This window comes from Wolbachia endosymbiont of Cantharis cryptica (assembly GCF_964277405.1).
Lineage (GTDB): Bacteria > Pseudomonadota > Alphaproteobacteria > Rickettsiales > Anaplasmataceae > Wolbachia.
Genome location: NZ_OZ195521.1, coordinates 132898 through 154059, shown reverse-complemented (window position 1 = coordinate 154059; position 21162 = coordinate 132898). Strand labels below are relative to the sequence as shown.

The following is a 21162-nucleotide window of genomic DNA, read 5'->3' as shown; positions in this document are numbered from 1 at the left end:
TTAAGTATGATTACGTAGTATCTTGCTTACATTAATAAAATTATCGAACGCTAAATCAGGTTTGAAAACTAACTTAGGTATAAATCGCAAATCAACATAACACAATATGGATTTGCGTATTAACCATGCGGATTGATTGATTTCATTAACAATAGTGTTAATATCACGATTATTCTCAGAACGATCTCCAGTGCTTAACGCTGGAATCTGCATCCCAGTGTCAGCTACTTGGATATTCAATGAAGATAATACAATATATACATCTGCTTTTTTCAAATCTTTACTTAATGTGACGTTAGATATCACTACATTTTTATTGAACACCTTACCTTCCATTAGGACTCTGGATATTGCTCTATGTAACACCGATGCTATTTTTAGGCTTCTAATTTCCTTTTTCATATTCCACTACTATAATACCCTTTCTTCTTGTACTAATTGATAAGCTTCCAGAATATCTCCAACTTTAATATCGATATTACCATCTAGCGATACTCCACATTCAAAGTTTATACCCACTTCCTTAACATCGTCCTTAAATCTACGTAAAGCTTTTAACTTCCCTTCATATATCAATTTACTATTGCGTATAACCTTAATCAAAGAGTCTTTTTTTATGACTCCATCGCTTACATAACATCCAATAATATTGCCAGCTTTAGATACATTAAATATCTGCCTTACAGATGCAGAACCAACACGTACTTCCCGTGTTACAGGCTTTAACATTTTAGTTAAATACATTCTCATGTCGTCAATAAGCTCGTATATTATATTATAAGTATGTATTTCTACACCTTTTCGTTTTGCCAACTCCCTTATTTTTGAATCCACTTTGACACTGAACGCTAAAATTACTGCATTGGATGCTTCTGCAAGCAGCACATCAGAATCTGTTACTCCTCCTACTGCTTTGTGTAGAATATTTAATTTCACTTGGTCTTTACCGAGTTTATCAATTGAACTTGATATTGCTTCAATAGATCCAGTTACATCGCACTTTAAAACTACAGATAGTTCTTCTGTTTTACTATCGTTACGACTGAATATGTCTAAATTGCTGTCGCTTGAATCTTCTTCTTTTTTCTTGATCAACTCTAACCTGTATTCAACGATTTCACGTGCCTGCTTTTCAGAATTTACAACAACAAATTTATCTCCAGCATTTGGCACACCGTTTAGACCAGTGATTTCAATCGGAGTAGAGGGTAGTGCCATCTTTTCTCTTTGACCAAGGTGATTGACCATACTGCGTACTTTACCATATGTTATACCAACTACCAACATGTCACCAACCATCAGCGTTCCTTCCTCAACTATCAATGTAGCTGATATTCCCTTGGCTTTATCTATTTTAGACTCTATTACCCATCCAAGTGCTCGACAATCTTCTATTCCTTCTAGCTGCATTAATTCAGCAATTAACAAAATCGCCTCTTCTAGTTTATCTAAATTAATTTTCTTTTTTGCTGATACTGGTACAACCATAATATCGCCGCCCAGTTCTTCAGGAATAAGATCATATTGAGGTAAACTATTAATTATCTTCTCTACATCACCAGATTGTGATTTATCAATTTTATTAATAGCAACTATAATAGAAACATTTGCCGCTTTTGCATGATTTATTGCTTCAATTGTTTGTTTCATGATTCCATCATCAGCCGCAACTACTACTACAACTATATTAGTGATGTTGGCACCACATGCACGCATCGCAGTAAATGCTTCATGTCCTGGTGTATCAATAAAAGTAATTTTTTGCTTACCTTTTGTAATTATCTGATAAGCACCTATGTGTTGAGTTATCCCACCCGACTCTCTTTCTGCAACATTAGACTCACGAAATGCATCGAGCAATGAGGTTTTACCATGATCAACGTGCCCCATAAAAGTAACGATTGGTGGCTTAGGTTTTTTAGGCAAGCTTTCTCTGTCTTCTATGATAAACAAATCCCTTTCTTTGTTGGCATCGCTCATTCGTTTAGCCATATGATTGAATTTTTCCACTATTTCACATGCTATATCTGGTTCCACCAAATCATCCACTCTATAGCTTTCACCAACTTCTTCTTTTAACATTTTTAGCACACTTTTGCTATCTTCTGCCATACGAATAGATAACTCTCTGATCGTGATCTCATCTGGTATAATAACCTCCCTTGATATATTTTTACCTTTAGTGAACTTTGATCTTCTATTTCTTATACCAAATCTTTGCTTAAACACAGGAGATTGTTCAGTCTTTTCATCTATTGACTGCGCAATTACTAGTTTAGAATGCTTAGAATATATATCTTTGTTAGTCTTTAAAGGTTTTTTATTACCATCCTCATCAACACCATCTTCTATTAGCTTAACTAAGCTAACATCACTCAAAACTTTCTCTTTGGTTTCTTTAAATGAAGCATCCGAAGTGCCAACTTCATCCTCGACCTTTTCATTATTATCTTCTTGTACTACTATTTCTTTTTCCTCTCTTAGATTCTTTTCTTTTAGCAAAGCGGCATTCTGCACAGCGTTAATGCGAAAAATTTGCTCTTTTTCTGTTAAAGAACCTAATTTACTCTCATCTTGTTCTTCCGTATCATGAGGTTTTCTTCTTCTTTTTTTTACTATTGTAGCTCCTGTACTTGGACTTGCCGAAGAGCTCAAATCAAGACCCAATTTAAGCTTGTTAAAGCCTTGAAGCGTTAATTTCTTACTACTAATATCTTCATTATTCATATTATTCTATTATATTACACCAAGCTTCTTACGTGCTTCCATGATTATTGAGTCTACTGTGTCTTTTAAATTTTCTTTATTACTTGCTGAAGAAGAAAGTATGCTGCAAAATTCATAACTTGATAAATCTGCTATATCCTCTAAAGTCTTAATACCATTTTTACTAAGAGCAATTTTATCATCTATTGATAAAGGCAAATTAATTACATCATCTTCCATACCTAAACTTTTTAACTCTTCTATTTTTTTATCATCTTCTGCTTTTAGATACTTATTTGCCCTGTTATGCAATTCATTTGCAATATCCTCGTTAAAGCCTTCTATCGAAGCAAGCTCTTTAATTGAAGTATTGGATATATCTTCTACACTTGAAAAACCTTCTGTAACTAACAGTTGACCCATAATCTCCTCTAAATTTAAAGCTTCAGCGAACAAAGCTGAACATTGACTCAGCTCTCTACTTCGCCTTTCCGATTCCTGCTGAGTGCTTAGTATCTCAATTTTCCATCCAATGAGCTCTGAAGCTAATCTTACATTTTGACCCTTTTTTCCTATAGCTAAGCTCAATTGATCTTCAGCAACTATTAGTTCTACGCAATTTTCATTTTCATCAATAATAACCTTCGATACTTCTGCAGGAGTAATTGCTTTAATAACAAATTGGCCTAAGTCTGAAGAGTAATTTATGACATCAATTTTTTCACCATTTAATTCATGTATGATGGTTTTTATTCTCTCCCCCTTGACTCCAACACAAGCACCTACTGGATCAATGTTCTTATCAGGAGAGAAAACAGCAACTTTAGACCTTGAACCAGAATCTCTAGCTACACCTTTAATTGTTACTAATCCATCAGCAATTTCTGGTATCTCTTGATTTAACAATGCCTCCAAAAAGCCCCCATGGGCCCTAGAAAGAATAATTTGACGTCCATCATCAGAACGCTTAACAGTTTGTATGTAAGCTTTAACCTTATCGCCTTCGCGAAATGACTCACCACCGATTAAATTTCGCAATGGAAGGCATGCCCTAGCGCCATTTATGTCTATAATTAGATCTGAATATTCCAATTGTTTAACAATACCATACCTTATTTCTCCTGCTTTATCCTTAAATTCCTCATATTGCTTTTTTAATTTTTCATATTTAATTACTTGAGCAAATTCTTGCTGGGCAGTCCTTGCTGAAGCAAGGTCAGTATTAAGAGAAAGCAATTCATTAACAGTATCTCCAACTTCTGCATCTTCTTTTATTAATTTAGCTTGTGTAAGCGTAATCGATTCATATCTATTATCCTCTTCCCCATTCGGTTCATCATTAATAACTTTTAATTCTCTGTATGAAGTAACTGTGCCTGTGTTTCTATCTATATTAACTACAATCTTACTTTTGCTACCGTATTTTTGATGAGCCACTGCTTCTATGGCACTTTCTAATGCCTTCATTATAACTTCAAAATCTAGACCTTCTTGGAGTGAAAGCTCCCCTGCTGTTCTTATCATATCAAGACTTCCAACTAAGTTACCTTTGTTACTACTTTTGCGATTAGCAGTCATATAAATCCTACACAATTAGTTATAATTATAGCTTCAACGGGCAAAAAACGCTATCCTCAATATTAAATAATTGCCAATTTAAGTCAAGTTTTTTCATGCCTTTGCATTACAAGCAACGCAGGGGTAAAAAATAAAGTTAAAACTGTTGCAGCTAATATTCCACATGCTATGGTCGTTGAAATGTCAACCCACCACTGGCTTGATGGGGCGTCATATGTGACTTGTAACGTAAAAAAATTAATGTTTAACCTGGTAATCATCGGTATTAAGCCAAGAACTGTGGTTGCAACAGTAAGCAGTATTGGCCTAATGCGAGAAATTGAAGCATTTATTACACATCGCTTAATGTCGTTTTTGTGTACCTTAATTTGGTGATGAAAAGCATCAAGTAATAGTATATTATTATTCACTATAATTCCAGCTAGTGAAATCACCCCTACTCCGCACATAACAATTACAAAAACTTTATGGATAAGAAAGAAAACAAAAAACACACATGTAGTGGATAAAAACACTGCCGTCATCACAATAAATGTATGATATACACTATTAAATTGTGTCACTAATACCAATACCATTAATATAATTGCTAATATAAAAGCCTTTAATAAAAAGGCTTCTGATTTTTGTTGATCTTCTTTATCACCTTTAAAATCAATTTTTACTTCCCTGTTCCAATCCTGGGCAATCGAATCTTGAATGAACTTAACTCTTTCCTCAACCAGATAGCCGAGATCAACATCAGCAGAGATTGTCACTGTGGGTAATCCATCAATCCTACTTAGTTTGTTTATCTTTTTTTCGGGAGCATACTTTACTATGTTACTCATAGGATATGGACCATTAACTGTATTAATAAAAAGATTCTCTATAGTCTTCATGTTGCGATCCTTTTCAGGAAAACGAAGTATAATATCGATTTCTTTATCCAGACTATTTGATCTATATTTTCCAATTGACACTCCGTTTGTAACCATTTTTATAAAATCGCCAATGGTTGCAACATTTACCCCAGAACTTGCGGCCTTACTTTTGTCAACACTCATGTTCCACTCTATTGCAGGTGACGATCTGCTATCTTGAATATTTATGAATCCAGATGAAGGCTGATCCATAATTTTTAGAATTTTCTCTGCTGCTAAATTCAAGCTAGATGCATTCCCGCTGAGATTAATTTGTATTGGCTTGTCAGCTGATGGGCTTAAATTTTCTTCTTGAATATCAATTATTACTCCTTTCATATCCTGCACACCGCTTCTTATATCATTTAACATGTACCTAGCTTTGCGCCTGAAGCGCCAATCCATAAGTTCTAGCTGGATTCTGGCAATAACATCATCATCAAATAATCCTGACTTAGCGTAGAAAACCTTAACTTCTTTCTCCATATTTAAAATACGACTTTCTACTTCTTTAAGTATCAAATCTCGCTCTTTGGCCGATAAGCTTTCTTTTGCTTTAACACTAATTAAAATATTATCTGAATCTACTTTCGGGAAAAACTTTACTCCAGGGCCAAAGGTAAAGTACAACATACTAAACGAAAACAAAACGAATACAACAGCAGATACAAATTTTTTAGGATGGTCTAAGACTTTCTCTAATATGCGTACGTAAGCTCTTATTATAGGTCCAGCATTCTTTATCTCACCACTTTCCATAGCATTCATTTTTTCAATTCCCTCTTTCGAAGTTACCGAAGGTTTGCCAAATATCGCACCAAGTGTCGGTATGAAAACCAAAGCCATAATGAGCGAGCCAGTTAAAGTTAGAATCATTGTAATCGGTATATACCGCATGAATTTACCAACCATATCAGGCCACAACAACAGAGGAAAAAACACTGCCAATTTAGTCAACGTTGATGATAGAACTGGACAGAACATATCACGGACTGAAGTGTGAAAGGCTTCTACTTTATCCATGCCAGAGATCATCTTTCTATCAGCATATTCGCTGATTACAATTGCATCATCAACCAGCATGCCAACCGCCATAATTAAACTAAAAAGTACAACAATATTTAAGGTTATACCCATGAAGTAAAGGGCTATTATTCCAATAAGAAAGGAGCCAGGTATCGAAAGTGCAACAAGAATAGCAATCCTTGTTCCCATAGAGAGTATTATTATGATTAATATCAACAACACAGCAAATATTATGCCGTTTTCTAGATCATCGAGCACATCACGGACATTTTTTGACTGGTCGTTTAAGTAAACCACTTTTAGATTTTTAGGTAATTGGTCTTTCGCCTTATCCATTAAGTATTTTACCTGATTTACTGTATCTATTATGTTTTTTCCATTGCGTTTTGAAATTTCCAATACGATACTGGACAGTCCATTAATGCGAGCAAATCCTTCATAGTCTTCAAATCTAGGGTACACTTTTGCTATATCCTTTATTCTCAAAACTGCATCATCTTGAGACCTAATAGGAATGTTCATAATATCTTCTATATCTTTTAATAATCCTGATATTTTAATTGAGTATTTGCCTGTATCATTTTCAAGAGATCCAGCTCCCACTAGTCTATTATTGTTTGTTATAGCATGGAATATTTCATTTGATTGAATGTTGTATTTTGTTAAGACTGTGGGCTCAATTATCACTTCTACCGTTTCTTTACGCATACCTGCCACTTCAACTTTGAGAATATTTGGCAGAGACTCTAGTTCTTTTTTTAATTTACGTGCTATCTCAGTTAAAGCTCTTTCTGGTAGATTACCAATTAATCCAACATTGAGTATAGGAAATAGATTCAAGTTTATTTCATTGATTATCGGAGACTCTGCCTCAACAGGTAACTTCGATTTTATATTTGAAAGCTTTGAACGTACGTTATCGAGTACTTCTTTATTATCATATTCCGTACCAAATTTAAGTATTATATGAGCACCATCATTAGTTGCTAGAGCCTTTAGCTCCTTAATTCCTTCTATAGATCTTAGCTCACTTTCTATTGGAATAGCTAATAACTTCTCACTATCTTCAACGGAAACCCCAGGAAGTCCGACAAACACACTGATTATAGGAATTTGTATGTCGGGGTTACTTTCCCTTGGCATTTTTATATAGGCGTATGAACCAAAGATAAAAATCACCATAAGCAGCAATATTACTGCCCTATTCCTCTCTACAAGCAAGCTTTTCATGTCGATATTCTATTGAATGTGCATACTTGTATCTTGAAGAAAGCATCTAATGTTTTAAGCTTAAGCGTTAGATGGAGAAGGGAGGAACTCTGAGTGCGTACTTAGATATAAAATCTGTAAAAAAGATAAGAGCTCCCTTCTCAAAAGTATAGGCTGAACGGTATCGTAGAAAGACCTAAATGGTTCTAATTCTGTATTCACAAGACTAGCCTTACTTTTCACTTTAAATGGTAATGTATGGAGTTATATATGATCAACAACTTTTTAGGCATAGACGTATCGAAAGATCGCTTTGATGTCTTTCTCTCATTTATAAGTAAAAAAGGGAAACGTGAAACTAGAAAAAGGAGTTTTAAAAATGATGATCATGGATTTCAAGGTCTGCTGAGTTTTCTACAAAAGCATAACGTAGAAGAAGTAAAGGCATGTATGGAATCCACTGGTTGCTACAGTGAAGCTTTAGCTGAATTTATACACAATGCTGGACATTTTGTTAGTGTAGTAAATCCTTATTGCATAAAATCTTATGCAAGGAGTAAACTTGTACGACAAAAGAATGATCAAACTGATGCAGAAATTATTGCTGATTATTGCCAAAGGCAGGAACCAACTCGCTGGGCACCACCTTCTCCTGAAAAGAAAAAATTAAAACATCTTTATCGTTGCTCGGCTGCGTTAAAAGATGAATTGACATCAGTAAATAACCACTTAGAAAAAAAAGAGAGACTGCCCAAAGAAGTCGCAACTGCTTGGGAAAACCTTGCAATAAATATAACACAAAAAATAGAAACAATAAAAAGCTCCATACGTGAACTATTAAAGCAACACAAAGAGTTGTTAAAAAATTTTCAACTTTTATTAACTATTCCAGGAATAGGAGAGGAATCAGCAATAGCTATTTTAGCTGAACTTCCTTACATAAAGGATTTTAGAGATGCCAGGCAATTGGCAGCATATGCAGGAGTTATACCACGAAATATGACGTCAGGTTCATCTGTATATGCCAAACCCAGATTAAGTAAATCAGGTTCACAAACATTACGTAAGGCACTTTTCTTTCCTGCTATAGTAGCTAAGAATCACAATCCTATCATTATTAGTTTCTGCCAGAGATTAAAGGAAAAGGGTAAACATAATATGGCTATCGTTGGTGCTGCAATGCGTAAGTTGCTCCATATCGTTTTTGGTATTCTTAAATCCAGAAGTGCTTTTAATCCTGACCATATTAAAAACTACAGGACTAAGAAATTGAGCGAAGGTTTAATGGTTTAAAGTCAAAAAATGCTACCATCCGATCTTATATAAAATAGTATTTTATATAAATTTATTTAATATAGTTGGTTAGTGTATATGTTGATAAGTAAATTAGTTATAGCCCTTCTTATAATAGTCCGAACGGGGGTGAAAACGTCTTTATAGCTATTATAAGCCAGGAGGACAGCAGTGTATTATTATGATCTGTTCGGATTATTGTAGAAAGAGCTATATTTATATATACAAGCAGAAACTTACTTATCAACATATACTTTAACTATACCGCTACAAAGTTGGAAGTACTTTTTGATTTTACAATACAGCTTTTGAGATTCAGTTTTTATAATTTTCTTGTTGACTGGCGAGACGGTATCTTTTGTACAACATTATATCTGAGATACGTTATATATTAATTAATTCTTATATAACTTTTAAAATACTTATGTTAAATATTGAAATCATCATAAAGTTGCAAAGAAAAATGCCTGCAAATCAATAGATCTCTTGCATAACCTAAAAAAAGGCAAAAGAAACCCCGATTAATATCTATTTTCAGTATTGACGTCTATAACAATGTTACAAAAAATAATATCATAGAATTCAATAGGATAATCCCTAGAGAATTGCTCATCCATAAAAAGCCAAATCGTGTTAATGCTGTTTCAATGTAAAAGACAAGCTAAATTTTTATAAGGAAAACATTTCAAACAGCAAGACACCTTTAATTGAACCAAATTTATGGGGTGAGCAACTGTGCTGTTTAAACTACTACAACTAAATCGACAAATCTTAATAGGAGGAAAAAGCACTATGGAAACGCCAAAACTGACTGGTGAATTAGTATGTAATTATGAGTTAACAGATAAAGATAGAAATAATATTCAAAAACTAATAAGAAAAATAGAAGAAGGGAAAGGTGTTGCCGAAAAGTTCAAAAATGGAATATTCAAAAATTCCAGCTACAATGCAAGCACAATTCTTTTGACGAAAATAATTTACAAGTATCAGGGTAGAGAGGAGACATTTTCACTACCACATTATGCTATAAGTCATAAAAATAATCAAGCTTTCGGTGATCTTTTACAAGAAGCAATAAAACAAAAACTTTTGAAGAATGTTCTGAATGAGGAAATGATTATAAAACATTCAGATGGTCGAGAAGAAACTCACACAGTACTTACATATGCTATATTACGTAAGGATTATATAACGATTAGAAAAGTTTTAAAAGTTTCTGAGGAAAATGGTATCTTGAAAGAGATTGTCAAAAAAAGAATAACGATAAAACATTCAAATGGCAAGAAAATGATTTACACCCCATTCACCTATGCTGAAGCACGTAAAAATAGTGAAGCTGTAGAAGAAATCTTAAAATTCTCCGGAGAACTTGTTAATAGGAGAGCAACCCAGCAGTCCACTGTTGTAACAGCCAAAACTACTACAGCTAAAAGTGAAAAAGTGCTTCAAGATACTGCTTCTGTAATCGGTAATATCGAGGCTACTGATACACCGGCTAACGCATGTGAAAAGAGTGAAGAATTTATAGAACATGAATACCTTAAACCATGCGAAAAAAGTAATACAATAGAGCACAAAGGTATCGCTGCTTCAATAGAAAAGCTTGATAGTACCGGAGACCAACTGATATGCGAAAAAAATGAAACTGACCTTACCCAGAAAAAGTAGAGAGGAAGTTAAGCCATTTTTGAAGTAAAATAAAACATGATTATGAGGGCTTATTATGGTAAAGAACAGAAAAAATTACACAGTGGAATTTAAATTAGAGGCAATAAAGTTGGTAAAGGAAACGGGGCAGTCAGCAAGCAAAATAGCTAAAGATTTAGGAATAGATAACAGTACACTAAGTGACTGGATAAAAAAATATAACGAAAAAGGATCAATAGAAGAAGCATTTCCTGGTAAGGGAAAGTTGGCACCATGTGATAAAGAAAAGTTTGAATTAAAGAAAGAACTAACAAGAGTTACTAGAGAAAGAGACATTTAAAAAAAAGCCCTGGGATATTTTGCAAGTCACAAAGAGTAAAATATTTATTTATCAAAAAGCATGGAAACTACTATAAAGTACAGGAGTTATGCAGGATTTTGAAAGTATCTGCTAGCGGCTACTACAAATGGACTAGTAAGAAGAAAAGCAGCAAAGAATTAACAAGGGAGCAGCTTCTAGCAGACATTCAAAAAATATACCAAGCATCTAATTGTAGATATGGGGCACCTAAGATTCATGCTGAACTAAAGGCTTTAGGTAAAAATTGCAACATCAAAACAGTGCAGGATATCATGCAAAAAAATGGTATTCAAGCTAGACTGAGGCGAAGATTCAAAAGCAAAAAACAGCAGACTGACAATAGGGTTATAACTCCCAATATATTGGACCAAAACTTTACTACTAGTCAGCCAAATAAAGTATGGGTAACTGATATTACATACATAAAAACTAAGGATGGATGGCTATATTTGGCAGCAATAATTGATCTATATTCACGTATGGTAGTTGGCTGGTCAATGAGTAGTACAATAACTAAGCGATTAGTTATAGATGCTTTATTGATGGCTGTTGATAAGCGCAAACCAGCCAAAGATCTGCTATTTCATAGTGATCAAGGTTCACAATATACCTCTAAAAATTATCAGTTTTTGCTGAACACAAAAAACATCATTTCCAGCATGAGTCACACAGGCTGTTGTTATGACAACTCTGTTGTTGAAAGCTTTTTCAGCTCACTCAAACGGGAGCTTCTTATTGATACTTCGCAACACTCTGCTCAGCAAACTAGAACTGCTATATTTGAGTACATAGAAATTTTTTATAACAAACAGCGTAGACATTCTACTATTAATTATTGCATTCCTGAGAAATTTGATTCATCATTTTCATAATAAAAATGGCTTAACTTCCTCTCTACTTTTTCTGGGTAAGGTCAGAAACACCAAAGTATTGGTGGTGGCCGTGGGGTAAAAAAATAAAAGATGTTGAAATAACTGAAAAGGAAATAGAAAGAGCAATAGACTATAGTAATTACTCTTTAATTTCTCGTTTATTTTATTCTTTATTTACTAATGTAACACTACATCAGATTTATGTAACAAGATGTAGTTATCTTTATAATTATCAGAAACTTGGAGGGGGAGTCTCTATGAAAGAAGAAGCAAAAAAAATGGCAAAGACAGGGTTAAAAATGGCTTACAGCAAATTTCCTGAGGGAGCGCAGGATCTTTGGGATAAGCATGCACCTAGTCCTTTACAGGTAAAGGAAGGACTGACTATGGGAGAGGAAGCAATAGAGAAGGAGGCGTCAGGGTTAGAATTTAAATCGGATAACTTGATAAGAAAACTCTTCAATATTGATGAGGCTTCTATTACTCTAAGGAAAGCACTTTCAGTATTTGAGAAGGAATGGATACTTTTGTATTTGGATAGAAGTTTAGAGGAAGTTAGAAGAGGAACAAAAACAGAAGAGCAGCACAATCAGTATTTTAGTAGTATACGCAACAAAGATATACTGAAGTTATCATTAGATCATCACTCAGATAGAAAAGCTGATAAACAAGAAGAAGGTGTAGAGGGTAATCAAAGGATAATTAATGATCTTAAAGAAGCATTAAAAAACATACATAATTATGTTATAGAAAATAAAAGTATACATGAAAATCGTGTTGTATATAGGTTATTTGAAGATGTTCCAGTAAAGGATATAGTAAATCAAGATGCTTTCAAAGTAGCAAATACAGTTGCAAATTGTGAACTAAGTAGCTTAGCTTTTTGGGAAGGTGAAACACTAATGAAAGAACGCAATAAATACTTGAATAATGTAAGAACCTGTTTAAAATCTCGAAAGGATAAGGTAAAATAGGGGTAGATTAAGAATGAGGTATATCTATGCGAAAAAGTTATCCAAGTGATATAAGTCGAGAGCAATTTGAAAAAATCAAACCAATTCTGGAGAGTAGCAGGAGGAAAACAAAACCAAGAAAACTTGATTTATATGATGTATTTTGTACAGTATTATACGTCCTAAAAAGTGGTTGCCAGTGGAGGATGTTGCCAAAAGATTTTCCAAGGTGGGAGAGCATATATTATTATTTTCAAATGTGGAATAAAAAGGATGGAGAAGAACCAAGTTTGTTGGAATTAGTCTTAAAAAAAATTAGTTGGAGAGGTCCGTATCAACAATGGTCGGAAAGAGAAAACCAGTTTCTGCATAATTGATGCTCAAAGCGTTAAAAACGCAGATACTGCTGAAAGAAAGGGTTATGATGCAGGTAAAAAGATTTCAGGTATAAAGCGTCATATCGCAGTTGATACACAGGGCTTGCCACATGCAATTCATATAACAACGGCAGAAGCAACTGATCGTAGCAGTGCTGTAAAAATGGTGGGAAATGCTAAAGAAAACCTCTCTGAAGTCAAAAATATACTCGTTGATGCTGGCTATACAGGAGAAAATTTTGCAACACAAATAAAAGTAACTATTGGTGCAGCTGTTGAGGTAATAAAACGAAGCGAATTACATACCTTTGCTGTATTGCCAAAAAGATGGGTTGTTGAGCGGTCTTTTGCTTGGTTGGAAAAATGCAGGCGATTGTGGAAAAACTGTGAGCGAAAACTCAATACTAGCCTACAAATGGTCGTTCTTTCCTTCGTTTCTCTCTTATTGCGAAGATTTTAAACAGGTTCTTAGAAATCGAGCCATATCTTGATCGTTTTTCTGTGTGGCAAAATCCAAAGGGGTAAGTCCTTTTTCATTTTTTGTATTAACGTTTGCTCCTTGTTTTAAAAGAAGCTTCGTTTTTTCTATATCACCTTTTTTTACTGCACGAAATAGGCGGCTTTCACCATCTATCTTATTCTCGATATCTGCTCCATATGATCTTAATACTTCAATAGCTTTCTCGTTTCCACTATTCAGCGCAATATCCAAAGCATCCATTCCAGCTTTATTTTTGTGAGTAATAAAGCTCTTTAGCTCAAAGCTTTCTATGTATTGTTCAATGATGAGTTTCACTACTTCTCCAGGGCAATTATTAGCAGCAGGAAAGAGTACTGTTTTGTTATTATTGTCTTTTTTTGTTATATCTGCTTTCAGTTCGTTTATTAAATACTTGATAACTTCTACTCTGCTATCATCTTTTGCTTCAGTGCATTGCCAGGTAGCTAAAAATAAAGCTGTGCGCCCATTGTTATCTACATCTTCAATATCTTGCCCCTTATCAATTAAGGCTTGTATTATACTTTTATTTCCATATAAAGCAGCAAAGTGAAGAGGAGTGTATCTTTCGGTACTTTCTCTTTCATTAATCAATGCACCATGGCTAGCTAGCAATTCTATAAATTCTGGCATATTTGCAAAAACTGCAAAGTGCATTGGTGTTAGATCATCTTTACCGTGATTTTGAGTTTTTGCATTAACGTTTGCTCCATTTTTTATCAGCAATTTTGCTATTTCTAATTGTTTGCGTCCGATGGCAATATGCAGCGGTGTACGATTTCGTTCATAATTATCATTGACATTTGCGCCACACTTTATCAGTAATTCTGCAACTTCAATATTACCTTTCTGAATCGCAACATATAAAGGGGTACGTCCACCTTGATTATGTGCATCAAGATTTGTTTTTAAATCAACTAATTTCTTAATTAATCTTTCAATTACATTTAATTGCGTAATTTTATCGAGCTTTATCCATTCCTCTTCTCCTGCTATAATATCAGAAAGCAAATCTGACATATAGTTAGGATCTCCGAGCTCTTCTAAACTTAGATTTATTTCTTGTGCGCCTATTCTAAGAGAATACCCTTCTGTTTCCTCTATCATACGAAATTGCGAACATATCAATTCATATATTATTAAGGATTATTATTAAGTTTTTATTAATATAATATTAATTAAGATCTTAATTAAATAAAAGTAGATCTCTTGCATAACCTAAAAAAAGGCAAAAGAAACCCTGTGGTGGCCAGTTATTTACTTTTGTGTCGAAATATCGGCGTTTTTTTATTCTAAAACGCTTAATAAGTGCGACTTAGCTGCCTTTTAAGTGCAACTAACCTTAGCGATAAACGTTTAAGAAATTTACTAAGCAGAAAAAAAGGCAAAAGATACCCAGGGTAGCTAGTATTCAAATTCTCCCTTGTCAATTTGACGTTTTTTGATGTCTTAAACGTTTTATAAGCCCGTTTCAGCTTGTATGGGTAAAAACCCAGAAGTTTTATAAAGACATGCGGTGCACGTAGTGCGAAAAATTAAACATGAGACGCCAAATACCCTAAGTTTTTTGTCATTAACCTGCACAGATTGCGAAGATAAATAAATAGCTTCAGTACTATGATAAGAGGACTGGCGGAGTTTGTCAAGGAATTTTTAGTTTTGTTTCTATGGGTCAGTTGGTACGCGCTTTACCTTTGAGCAGAGATAAAAGCACAATTATTACGAACAACATTCCACCAACAACTGATATAGCGCCACCTATAATAAAGCACACTCGTGCTAACATTGATGAAATACTTGGCAGATCTGCAACTTTCCTTAAGGCACCGTATCCACCAAGCCACACAAGGCCAGTAATGTGGAGAAAATGCCCCAAACTGTAGGCATAAATCTGCAATTTTACGATAGAGTTTTTTACTTCTTTACAGTTTAATTTAGGTAACAGCCAATAAATAAAATTCATAAAAGCTATAGTGATACCAACTACAGAACCATGATAATGAGCAGGGATTGTAACATTTCCTTCAATAGTCAGCACTCCGAGCACACCTCCATAAATGAACAATACAAATGAATGTAGTAAATAATTGCCCTTCTCATTAAGTAAGGTTTTTATGTTGCGATACACTAATATTATCAGAAAGCACGGCAAAACTGCTCCAGCAATTCTCATATGCCAAGTAAAAAACTGTATTAACTCGGCGCTATCCACTGGATAAACAAAATATATAAACGGTGCGCCTACAGCCAAAACCGTATTTATAAATAGTGGTAAAATAGTAATTTTATTGTTTGAAGCTAAATTAACATCACTGATTATTAAAAAAACTAAAAACATTCCTTGAGTAAAAGCAAATTGCAATAAATGTCCGCCTCCCCAAAAGAGATATTCGTAAAATAAATTCTTATCCGAGTGATATATGTCTATCGGCATATTGTTATATGCTAAAACAAAACAGAGAAATGACGATACAAGTATAATAACCAGTCCAATTTGTCCGATGGAAAGATATGAGACTTGTTTATTTGACATGTAGGTGAGAGTTGCATTTATTAATATGCTGGCAATAAATAAACTGAGTCCAAACAAAAATAACTTGTTTTGTAAGACGGGAATATAGTTGCTTTTGATAACTTCAGTGTTTGGAACAAATGCAGATATAAATATCAGCAGCATGGAAAGGGTTGAGAGAGCCCATAAAAAGCTGAATCGATTATTGGTATTTTGTAGGTTTATGATAAAGAGCAGAGATATTATAGAGCACATCCACACCAAAATTGACAAGTTCACATGTATTACCAGTGCATTATCAAAAATATACTGCGCGGATTGAATAAAAGAGGAGATAAAAGGCAATCGTAGAAAAATAACAATTATTGATAGCAACCCTGAACATGCAAGAGCGCATACTGCTAAGAATATCCATTGTTTGCAAAGTGGAGCATTATCTTGATTAAGTAAAGTCATTTCTTCTTTTTATTCTTGATCTATAAAATACTATAGTATAAAGCACTATGGATTTTTCAAATTAATTGGTATTGTTGAATCAGCTTGCCCCGTACATAATTCAAATAAAATATGAATGACATCACAACAAAGCAGGTTGTATCTTTCATCCTGAAAATGCTGCGTCCATTCAAGTGGCAAGTTATTCTCATGTGTTTTATACCGCTGTTTTGGGCAATCGATAACTCTCTTAGTCCTTATATGATCAAAATTATTCTCGATCGAATTGCTGTAGCACCTGCTGAAAATATGTTTGAACATTTGGCAATTCCAGCAATGTCTTATGTTTTAATATTATTTCTGATAGTGGGCATTCATAGGCTATATGATTATCTTGTTGATATTAAACTGATTCCAAATCTACATAAAAAAATTAATAATTCAAGTTTTGAGGTACTACTCGGCCAAAGTCATCATTACTATCACAATAACTTTGCAGGTAGCCTTGCAAGTAAAGTAAACCACCTGGTAGATAACATTCCGGATATAATACAAATTGTTGTGGAAACATTCCTTCATCAAGCCTTTGCGCTTAGCATTGCTATTTATACACTATGGACAGTGAATGCTAACTTTACCATTGCAATGCTCGCTTGGGCTGTATCATTTATAATTTTATCTCTTGTTTTTTTAAAGAAATTAGTGCACCTTTCAACCACTTTTTCAGAGTATGGATCAATAATTACAGGCAAAATGGTAGATGTATTTTCCAATATTTTATCAGTAAGATTATTTGCAAGGAATAATACTGAAAGACTATCTCTAAGCACTACTTGCAAAGAAGCCACTTTACTAGAACAGAAGATTGGTTGGGTTTATTTTTTAATTTTCTGTGTTTATGGATTCTCATACGTAATTGTCCAAGGGTTTAATTTGTATTTTTTAATCAAAGGTAAACAGCGAGGTGATATAACCGTAGGAGATTTTGCTCTTGTAATGACAATCAATACTGTCATGTTTCATTTTCTTTGGCTTTTGACAAGAAACCTTACAAGATTTGTCAGATTCTGGGGAAAAATTACCCAAGCTTTGAGAACAATTACTTCAACACCTGAAATTCAAGATAAATCAGATGCTCAACCTTTGATCGTGCAAAAAGGTGAAATTAAATTTGATAAAGTTAATTTTCAATACAAAGGCACTGAGTCTATATTCCAAAACAAAACCGTAACAATTAAACCTGGTCAAAAAGTTGGACTTGTTGGTTATTCAGGTGGTGGTAAATCAACATTTGTAAACCTGATTCTTAGGCTTTACGATGTAAAATCTGGAAAAATTTTAATTGATGGACAAGATATTCGTAATGTAACCCAGGATTCCTTACACAAAAATATTGGCATGATTCCACAAGATCCATCTCTCTTTCATAGAAGCCTGATGGAGAATATTCGCTATGGAAAAACAGATGCTAGCAATAATGAAGTAATTGAAGCGGCAAAAAAAGCACATACTCATGAATTCATTTCAAAATTACCCCAAGGGTATGATTCACTTGTTGGAGAAAGAGGTGTAAAACTTTCTGGTGAGCAACGTCAACGGATTGCAATTGCAAGAGCTATTTTAAAAAATGCTCCTATTTTGATCTTGGATGAAGCAACTTCACAACTTGATTCTGTAACTGAAAGTAATATTCAAGAATCTCTATGGGAGTTAATGCAAGGTAAAACTACAATAGTAATAGCACATCGCCTATCCACACTTCTACATATGGATCGTATTTTGGTTCTTGATCAAGGTAAGATTGTGGAAGATGGCACGCATCAGGAACTTCTTGATAAAAATGGAATGTATAAGAACCTGTTTAAAATCTCAAAAGGATGTAAAATAGGCGTAATGAGGTATATCTATGCAAAAAAGTTATCCAAGCGATATAAGTCGAGAGCAATTTGAAAAAATCAAACCAATTCTGGAGAGTAGCAGGAGGAAAACAAAACCAAGAAAGCTTGATTTGTACAATGTATTTTGTACAGTGTCTGAAAAGTGGTTGTCAGTGGAGAATGTTGCCAAAAGATTTTCCAAGGTGGGAAAACGTATATTACTATTTTCAAATGTGGAATAAAAGGAACGGAGAAGAGCCAAGTTTGCTGGTTAAAAAAAATTAGTTGGAGAGGTCCGTATCAGCAATGGTCGGAACCACTTTCTGTATAATTGATTCCCAAAGCGTTAAAAACGCAGATACTGCTGAGAAAAAGGGCTATGTAAAAAGATTTCTGGTATAAAGCGCCATATAGCAGTTGATACACAAGGTTTACCACATGCAATTTATGTAACAACTGCAGAAGCAACTGACCGTAGCAGTGCTATAAGAATGGTGGAAAATGCAAAAGAAAACCTCTCTGGAGTTAAAAATATACTATAGTACTTTCTAAAATGAATGATAAATTTCCATTATGGTATTACCAACTAAAAGCTGTAAGTCTGTATATTGATGCACTAGAGGTCTGAGGCAGCTTTTGATGGTATGCCAACAGTGTTCTATAGGATTCAAATCTGGTGAATATGTTGGAGGATACAGCAAATGACAGCCAAAAGACTCTATTAATGACTTTGTTTTAGGAGTCTTATGAAATGTAGATAACTATAGTTGTACCACGTTGTAATTGTGGTAGTAATATCTCACGCATTAAATACTTCTTTCTCCAGTAAAAGTTATTGGCGCAATGAACTTCTTTTCAATCCATCCGCCTATTATACTTACTCTCTCCCGCTTTTTTCCTGAGCATATATTTTTTCTCCTCTAAGAACCTGTTTAAAATCTCGAAAGGATAAGGTAAAATAGGGGTAGATTAAGAATGAGGTATATCTATGCGAAAAAGTTATCCAAGTGATATAAGTCGAGAGCAATTTGAAAAAATCAAACCAATTCTGGAGAGTAGCAGGAGGAAAACAAAACCAAGAAAACTTGATTTATATGATGTATTTTGTACAGTATTATACGTCCTAAAAAGTGGTTGCCAGTGGAGGATGTTGCCAAAAGATTTTCCAAGGTGGGAGAGCATATATTATTATTTTCAAATGTGGAATAAAAAGGATGGAGAAGAACCAAGTTTGTTGGAATTAGTCTTAAAAAAAATTAGTTGGAGAGGTCCGTATCAACAATGGTCGGAAAGAGAAAACCAGTTTCTGCATAATTGATGCTCAAAGCGTTAAAAACGCAGATACTGCTGAAAGAAAGGGTTATGATGCAGGTAAAAAGATTTCAGGTATAAAGCGTCATATCGCAGTTGATACACAGGGCTTGCCACATGCAATTCATATAACAACGGCAGAAGCAACTGATCGTAGCAGTGCTGTAAAAATGGTGGGAAATGCTAAAGAAAACCTCTCTGAAGTCAAAAATATACTCGTTGATGCTGGCTATACAGGAGAAAATTTTGCAACACAAATAAAAGTAACTATTGGTGCAGCTGTTGAGGTAATAAAACGAAGCGAATTACATACCTTTGCTGTATTGCCAAAAAGATGGGTTGTTGAGCGGTCTTTTGCTTGGTTGGAAAAATGCAGGCGATTGTGGAAAAACTGTGAGCGAAAACTCAATACTAGCCTACAAATGGTCGTTCTTTCCTTCGTTTCTCTCTTATTGCGAAGATTTTAAACAGGTTCTTAGAGCTCGTCCATATTCTCGTATTATCAACTCCTGCTTCATCTATATATAAAATGCTAGAGTGGTCTATTTTTGAGATTTTATCAGTAAATCTCTGCCTATCTTCTTGATTGCGCTCTTGATATAGTGTGACTTTTTTTTAAAGTTATTTTTAGCTGCTTTAATCTATACCAAATTGCACTTATTCCAAAGCCAAGGTTTTGTTTCATTTCTGCTAGCGTGTGATCTGGATGTTTTTTGACGTATTCTTTGAGTACTTCTGGATCTATTTTTCGAATAAAACTTCCATTTTTTCTTGCCTCTAGGCTTTCACTGTTTGCTTTCTTTTTTAGCCATCTGTACAAGGTTGCAATTCCTATTTCTAGAAGCTCTGCTACCTCAGATTTTGACTTCCCTTTTTCCACCAAAGTTATAGCTTTTTCCCTTAAGTCTACGCTGTATGCCATTATTTACCTCACATTTCATCAATCCCATATTATACCTTTATCATTTATTTATGAAAACACTATAGTTTTAGGAACAAATCTGAAATTAATCGTGAGAGGGAACTGCTACTCAAGTGTTATTTGCTTAACAAATTTACTGAAATAGGCATGGCTAAATTTGAGATAGCTTCATAAATTTATTGTGTGTTACCTACTATCCGAAGAGCGATGCAACAAAGCCATCCCAGTGTCAAGCACTGGGATGACACGAGAAGGAGGCGCTGGGATGACAGGAGAATGGAATGACAAGAAAGAGGCGTTAGCGCCGCGGCGGTATTGCTTGGGTTAATGTTTTTGCAGAATACAAGGGAAAACGGCAAGACATAGCTGATTTAAAGAAAGTGCAAGATTTATGGGATGGGTAATTAGAAAAGTTTCATGGGCAATTGATACGCTATTGCAACTACTACAACTAAATCAACAAATTTTAATACAAAAGGAGAAACATCATGAGAACACCAAAAAAAATAGGAAAAGTTATTTAAATGCTAATGTTCAAAAAAACATAAATGTCAAGTTGAGTGGTAAATTCTCAAGAAAGCAAAACGAGATAATTTCTTTAGAAGAACCTCTAAATTATTAACTTAATATTTATTTCTCCTTGTATCTTAAGCCAGCCCATAAAACTTGACCCTGAGCAACT

17 protein-coding genes and 1 pseudogene are annotated in these 21162 nt (G+C 34.3%); 10 read left to right on the top strand and 8 right to left on the bottom strand.

The genetic code is table 11. The annotated features are described in order from the left end of the window. The 4 genes from ACICP6_RS00735 to ACICP6_RS00720 form a co-directional block, all read right to left on the bottom strand. Positions 1-402, bottom strand: a complete 402-nt coding sequence (locus ACICP6_RS00735) for a ribosome-binding factor A (protein WP_395463217.1) — start codon at positions 400-402, stop codon at positions 1-3. Positions 403-411: 9 nt separating this feature from the next. Then, positions 412-2727: a translation initiation factor IF-2 gene (gene infB / locus ACICP6_RS00730; protein ID WP_395463216.1), complete on the bottom strand. Its 2316-nt coding sequence runs from the start codon at positions 2725-2727 to the stop codon at positions 412-414. Positions 2728-2736: 9 nt separating this feature from the next. Then, a complete protein-coding gene (gene nusA, locus ACICP6_RS00725; protein WP_395463215.1) occupies positions 2737-4284 on the bottom strand; it encodes a transcription termination factor NusA in 1548 nt (515 codons plus the stop codon). A gap of 83 nt (positions 4285-4367) precedes the next feature. Beyond that, complete coding sequence (locus ACICP6_RS00720; protein ID WP_395463214.1) at positions 4368-7442, bottom strand: efflux RND transporter permease subunit; 3075 nt, start codon at positions 7440-7442, stop codon at positions 4368-4370. A 249-nt stretch (positions 7443-7691) separates the two neighbouring features. Between ACICP6_RS00720 and ACICP6_RS00715 the strand changes: the two genes are divergently transcribed. The 6 genes from ACICP6_RS00715 to ACICP6_RS00690 all read left to right on the top strand — a co-directional run bounded on the left by ACICP6_RS00715 (position 7692) and on the right by ACICP6_RS00690 (position 13384). Continuing rightward, positions 7692-8714, top strand: a complete 1023-nt coding sequence (locus ACICP6_RS00715; RefSeq protein WP_353285218.1) for an IS110 family transposase — start codon at positions 7692-7694, stop codon at positions 8712-8714. Between the two features lie 792 nt (positions 8715-9506). Then, complete coding sequence (locus tag ACICP6_RS00710) at positions 9507-10382, top strand: hypothetical protein (protein ID WP_395463213.1); 876 nt, start codon at positions 9507-9509, stop codon at positions 10380-10382. 55 nt (positions 10383-10437) lie between these two features. Further along, positions 10438-10701 (top strand): transposase, encoded by a 264-nt coding sequence (locus ACICP6_RS00705; RefSeq protein ID WP_395462617.1) that lies wholly within the window; start codon positions 10438-10440, stop codon positions 10699-10701. A 14-nt stretch (positions 10702-10715) separates the two neighbouring features. Beyond that, positions 10716-11594 (top strand): IS3 family transposase, encoded by an 879-nt coding sequence (locus ACICP6_RS00700; RefSeq protein WP_395463625.1) that lies wholly within the window; start codon positions 10716-10718, stop codon positions 11592-11594. Between the two features lie 257 nt (positions 11595-11851). Continuing rightward, positions 11852-12568, top strand: a complete 717-nt coding sequence (locus ACICP6_RS00695; protein WP_395463212.1) for a hypothetical protein — start codon at positions 11852-11854, stop codon at positions 12566-12568. A gap of 26 nt (positions 12569-12594) precedes the next feature. Next, positions 12595-13384 (top strand): IS5 family transposase gene (locus tag ACICP6_RS00690; protein ID WP_395462624.1). Its coding sequence is split into 2 segments (ribosomal slippage): positions 12595-12855 and positions 12857-13384, totalling 789 coding nucleotides; the frame shifts between segments, so codons are not numbered across the junction. Here the strand turns inward: ACICP6_RS00690 and ACICP6_RS00685 are convergent. Both ACICP6_RS00685 and ACICP6_RS00680 read right to left on the bottom strand, forming a co-directional pair. Next, positions 13367-14353 carry an ankyrin repeat domain-containing protein gene (locus tag ACICP6_RS00685; RefSeq protein ID WP_395463624.1) on the bottom strand — a complete coding sequence of 329 codons (987 nt, stop codon included), beginning with the start codon at positions 14351-14353 and terminating at the stop codon, positions 13367-13369. The genes ACICP6_RS00690 and ACICP6_RS00685 overlap by 18 nt on opposite strands. A 742-nt stretch (positions 14354-15095) precedes the next feature. Next, entirely contained in the window at positions 15096-16391 is a 1296-nt protein-coding gene (locus ACICP6_RS00680) for a cbb3-type cytochrome c oxidase subunit I (protein WP_395463211.1), read from the bottom strand. 189 nt (positions 16392-16580) lie between these two features. Between ACICP6_RS00680 and ACICP6_RS00675 the strand changes: the two genes are divergently transcribed. After that, a complete protein-coding gene (locus ACICP6_RS00675; RefSeq protein ID WP_395463210.1) occupies positions 16581-18320 on the top strand; it encodes an ABC transporter ATP-binding protein in 1740 nt (579 codons plus the stop codon). Further along, positions 18277-18786, top strand: a pseudogene (locus tag ACICP6_RS00670) (IS5 family transposase); the annotation flags it as partial. The gene ACICP6_RS00675 and the pseudogene ACICP6_RS00670, both read left to right, overlap by 44 nt. Positions 18787-18795: 9 nt before the next feature. On the opposite strand, the gene ACICP6_RS00665 reads toward ACICP6_RS00670, so the two are convergent. Beyond that, positions 18796-18948 (bottom strand): transposase, encoded by a 153-nt coding sequence (locus ACICP6_RS00665; protein WP_395463209.1) that lies wholly within the window; start codon positions 18946-18948, stop codon positions 18796-18798. 287 nt (positions 18949-19235) lie between these two features. Here ACICP6_RS00665 and ACICP6_RS00660 point away from each other — a divergent pair. After that, a protein-coding gene (locus ACICP6_RS00660) for an IS5 family transposase (RefSeq protein WP_395462624.1) occupies positions 19236-20025 on the top strand; the annotation gives its coding sequence in 2 pieces (ribosomal slippage) (positions 19236-19496 and positions 19498-20025; 789 coding nt in all). A 107-nt stretch (positions 20026-20132) separates the two neighbouring features. On the opposite strand, the gene ACICP6_RS00655 is transcribed toward ACICP6_RS00660, so the two are convergent. Further along, the gene (locus ACICP6_RS00655) at positions 20133-20480 is read right to left on the bottom strand and encodes an IS630 transposase-related protein (RefSeq protein WP_395463208.1); all 348 of its coding nucleotides are present in this window, start codon (positions 20478-20480) and stop codon (positions 20133-20135) included. Positions 20481-20871: 391 nt separating this feature from the next. Between ACICP6_RS00655 and ACICP6_RS00650 the strand changes: the two genes are divergently transcribed. Next, a complete protein-coding gene (locus ACICP6_RS00650; protein WP_395463207.1) occupies positions 20872-21102 on the top strand; it encodes a hypothetical protein in 231 nt (76 codons plus the stop codon). Positions 21103-21162: the final 60 nt, after the last annotated feature.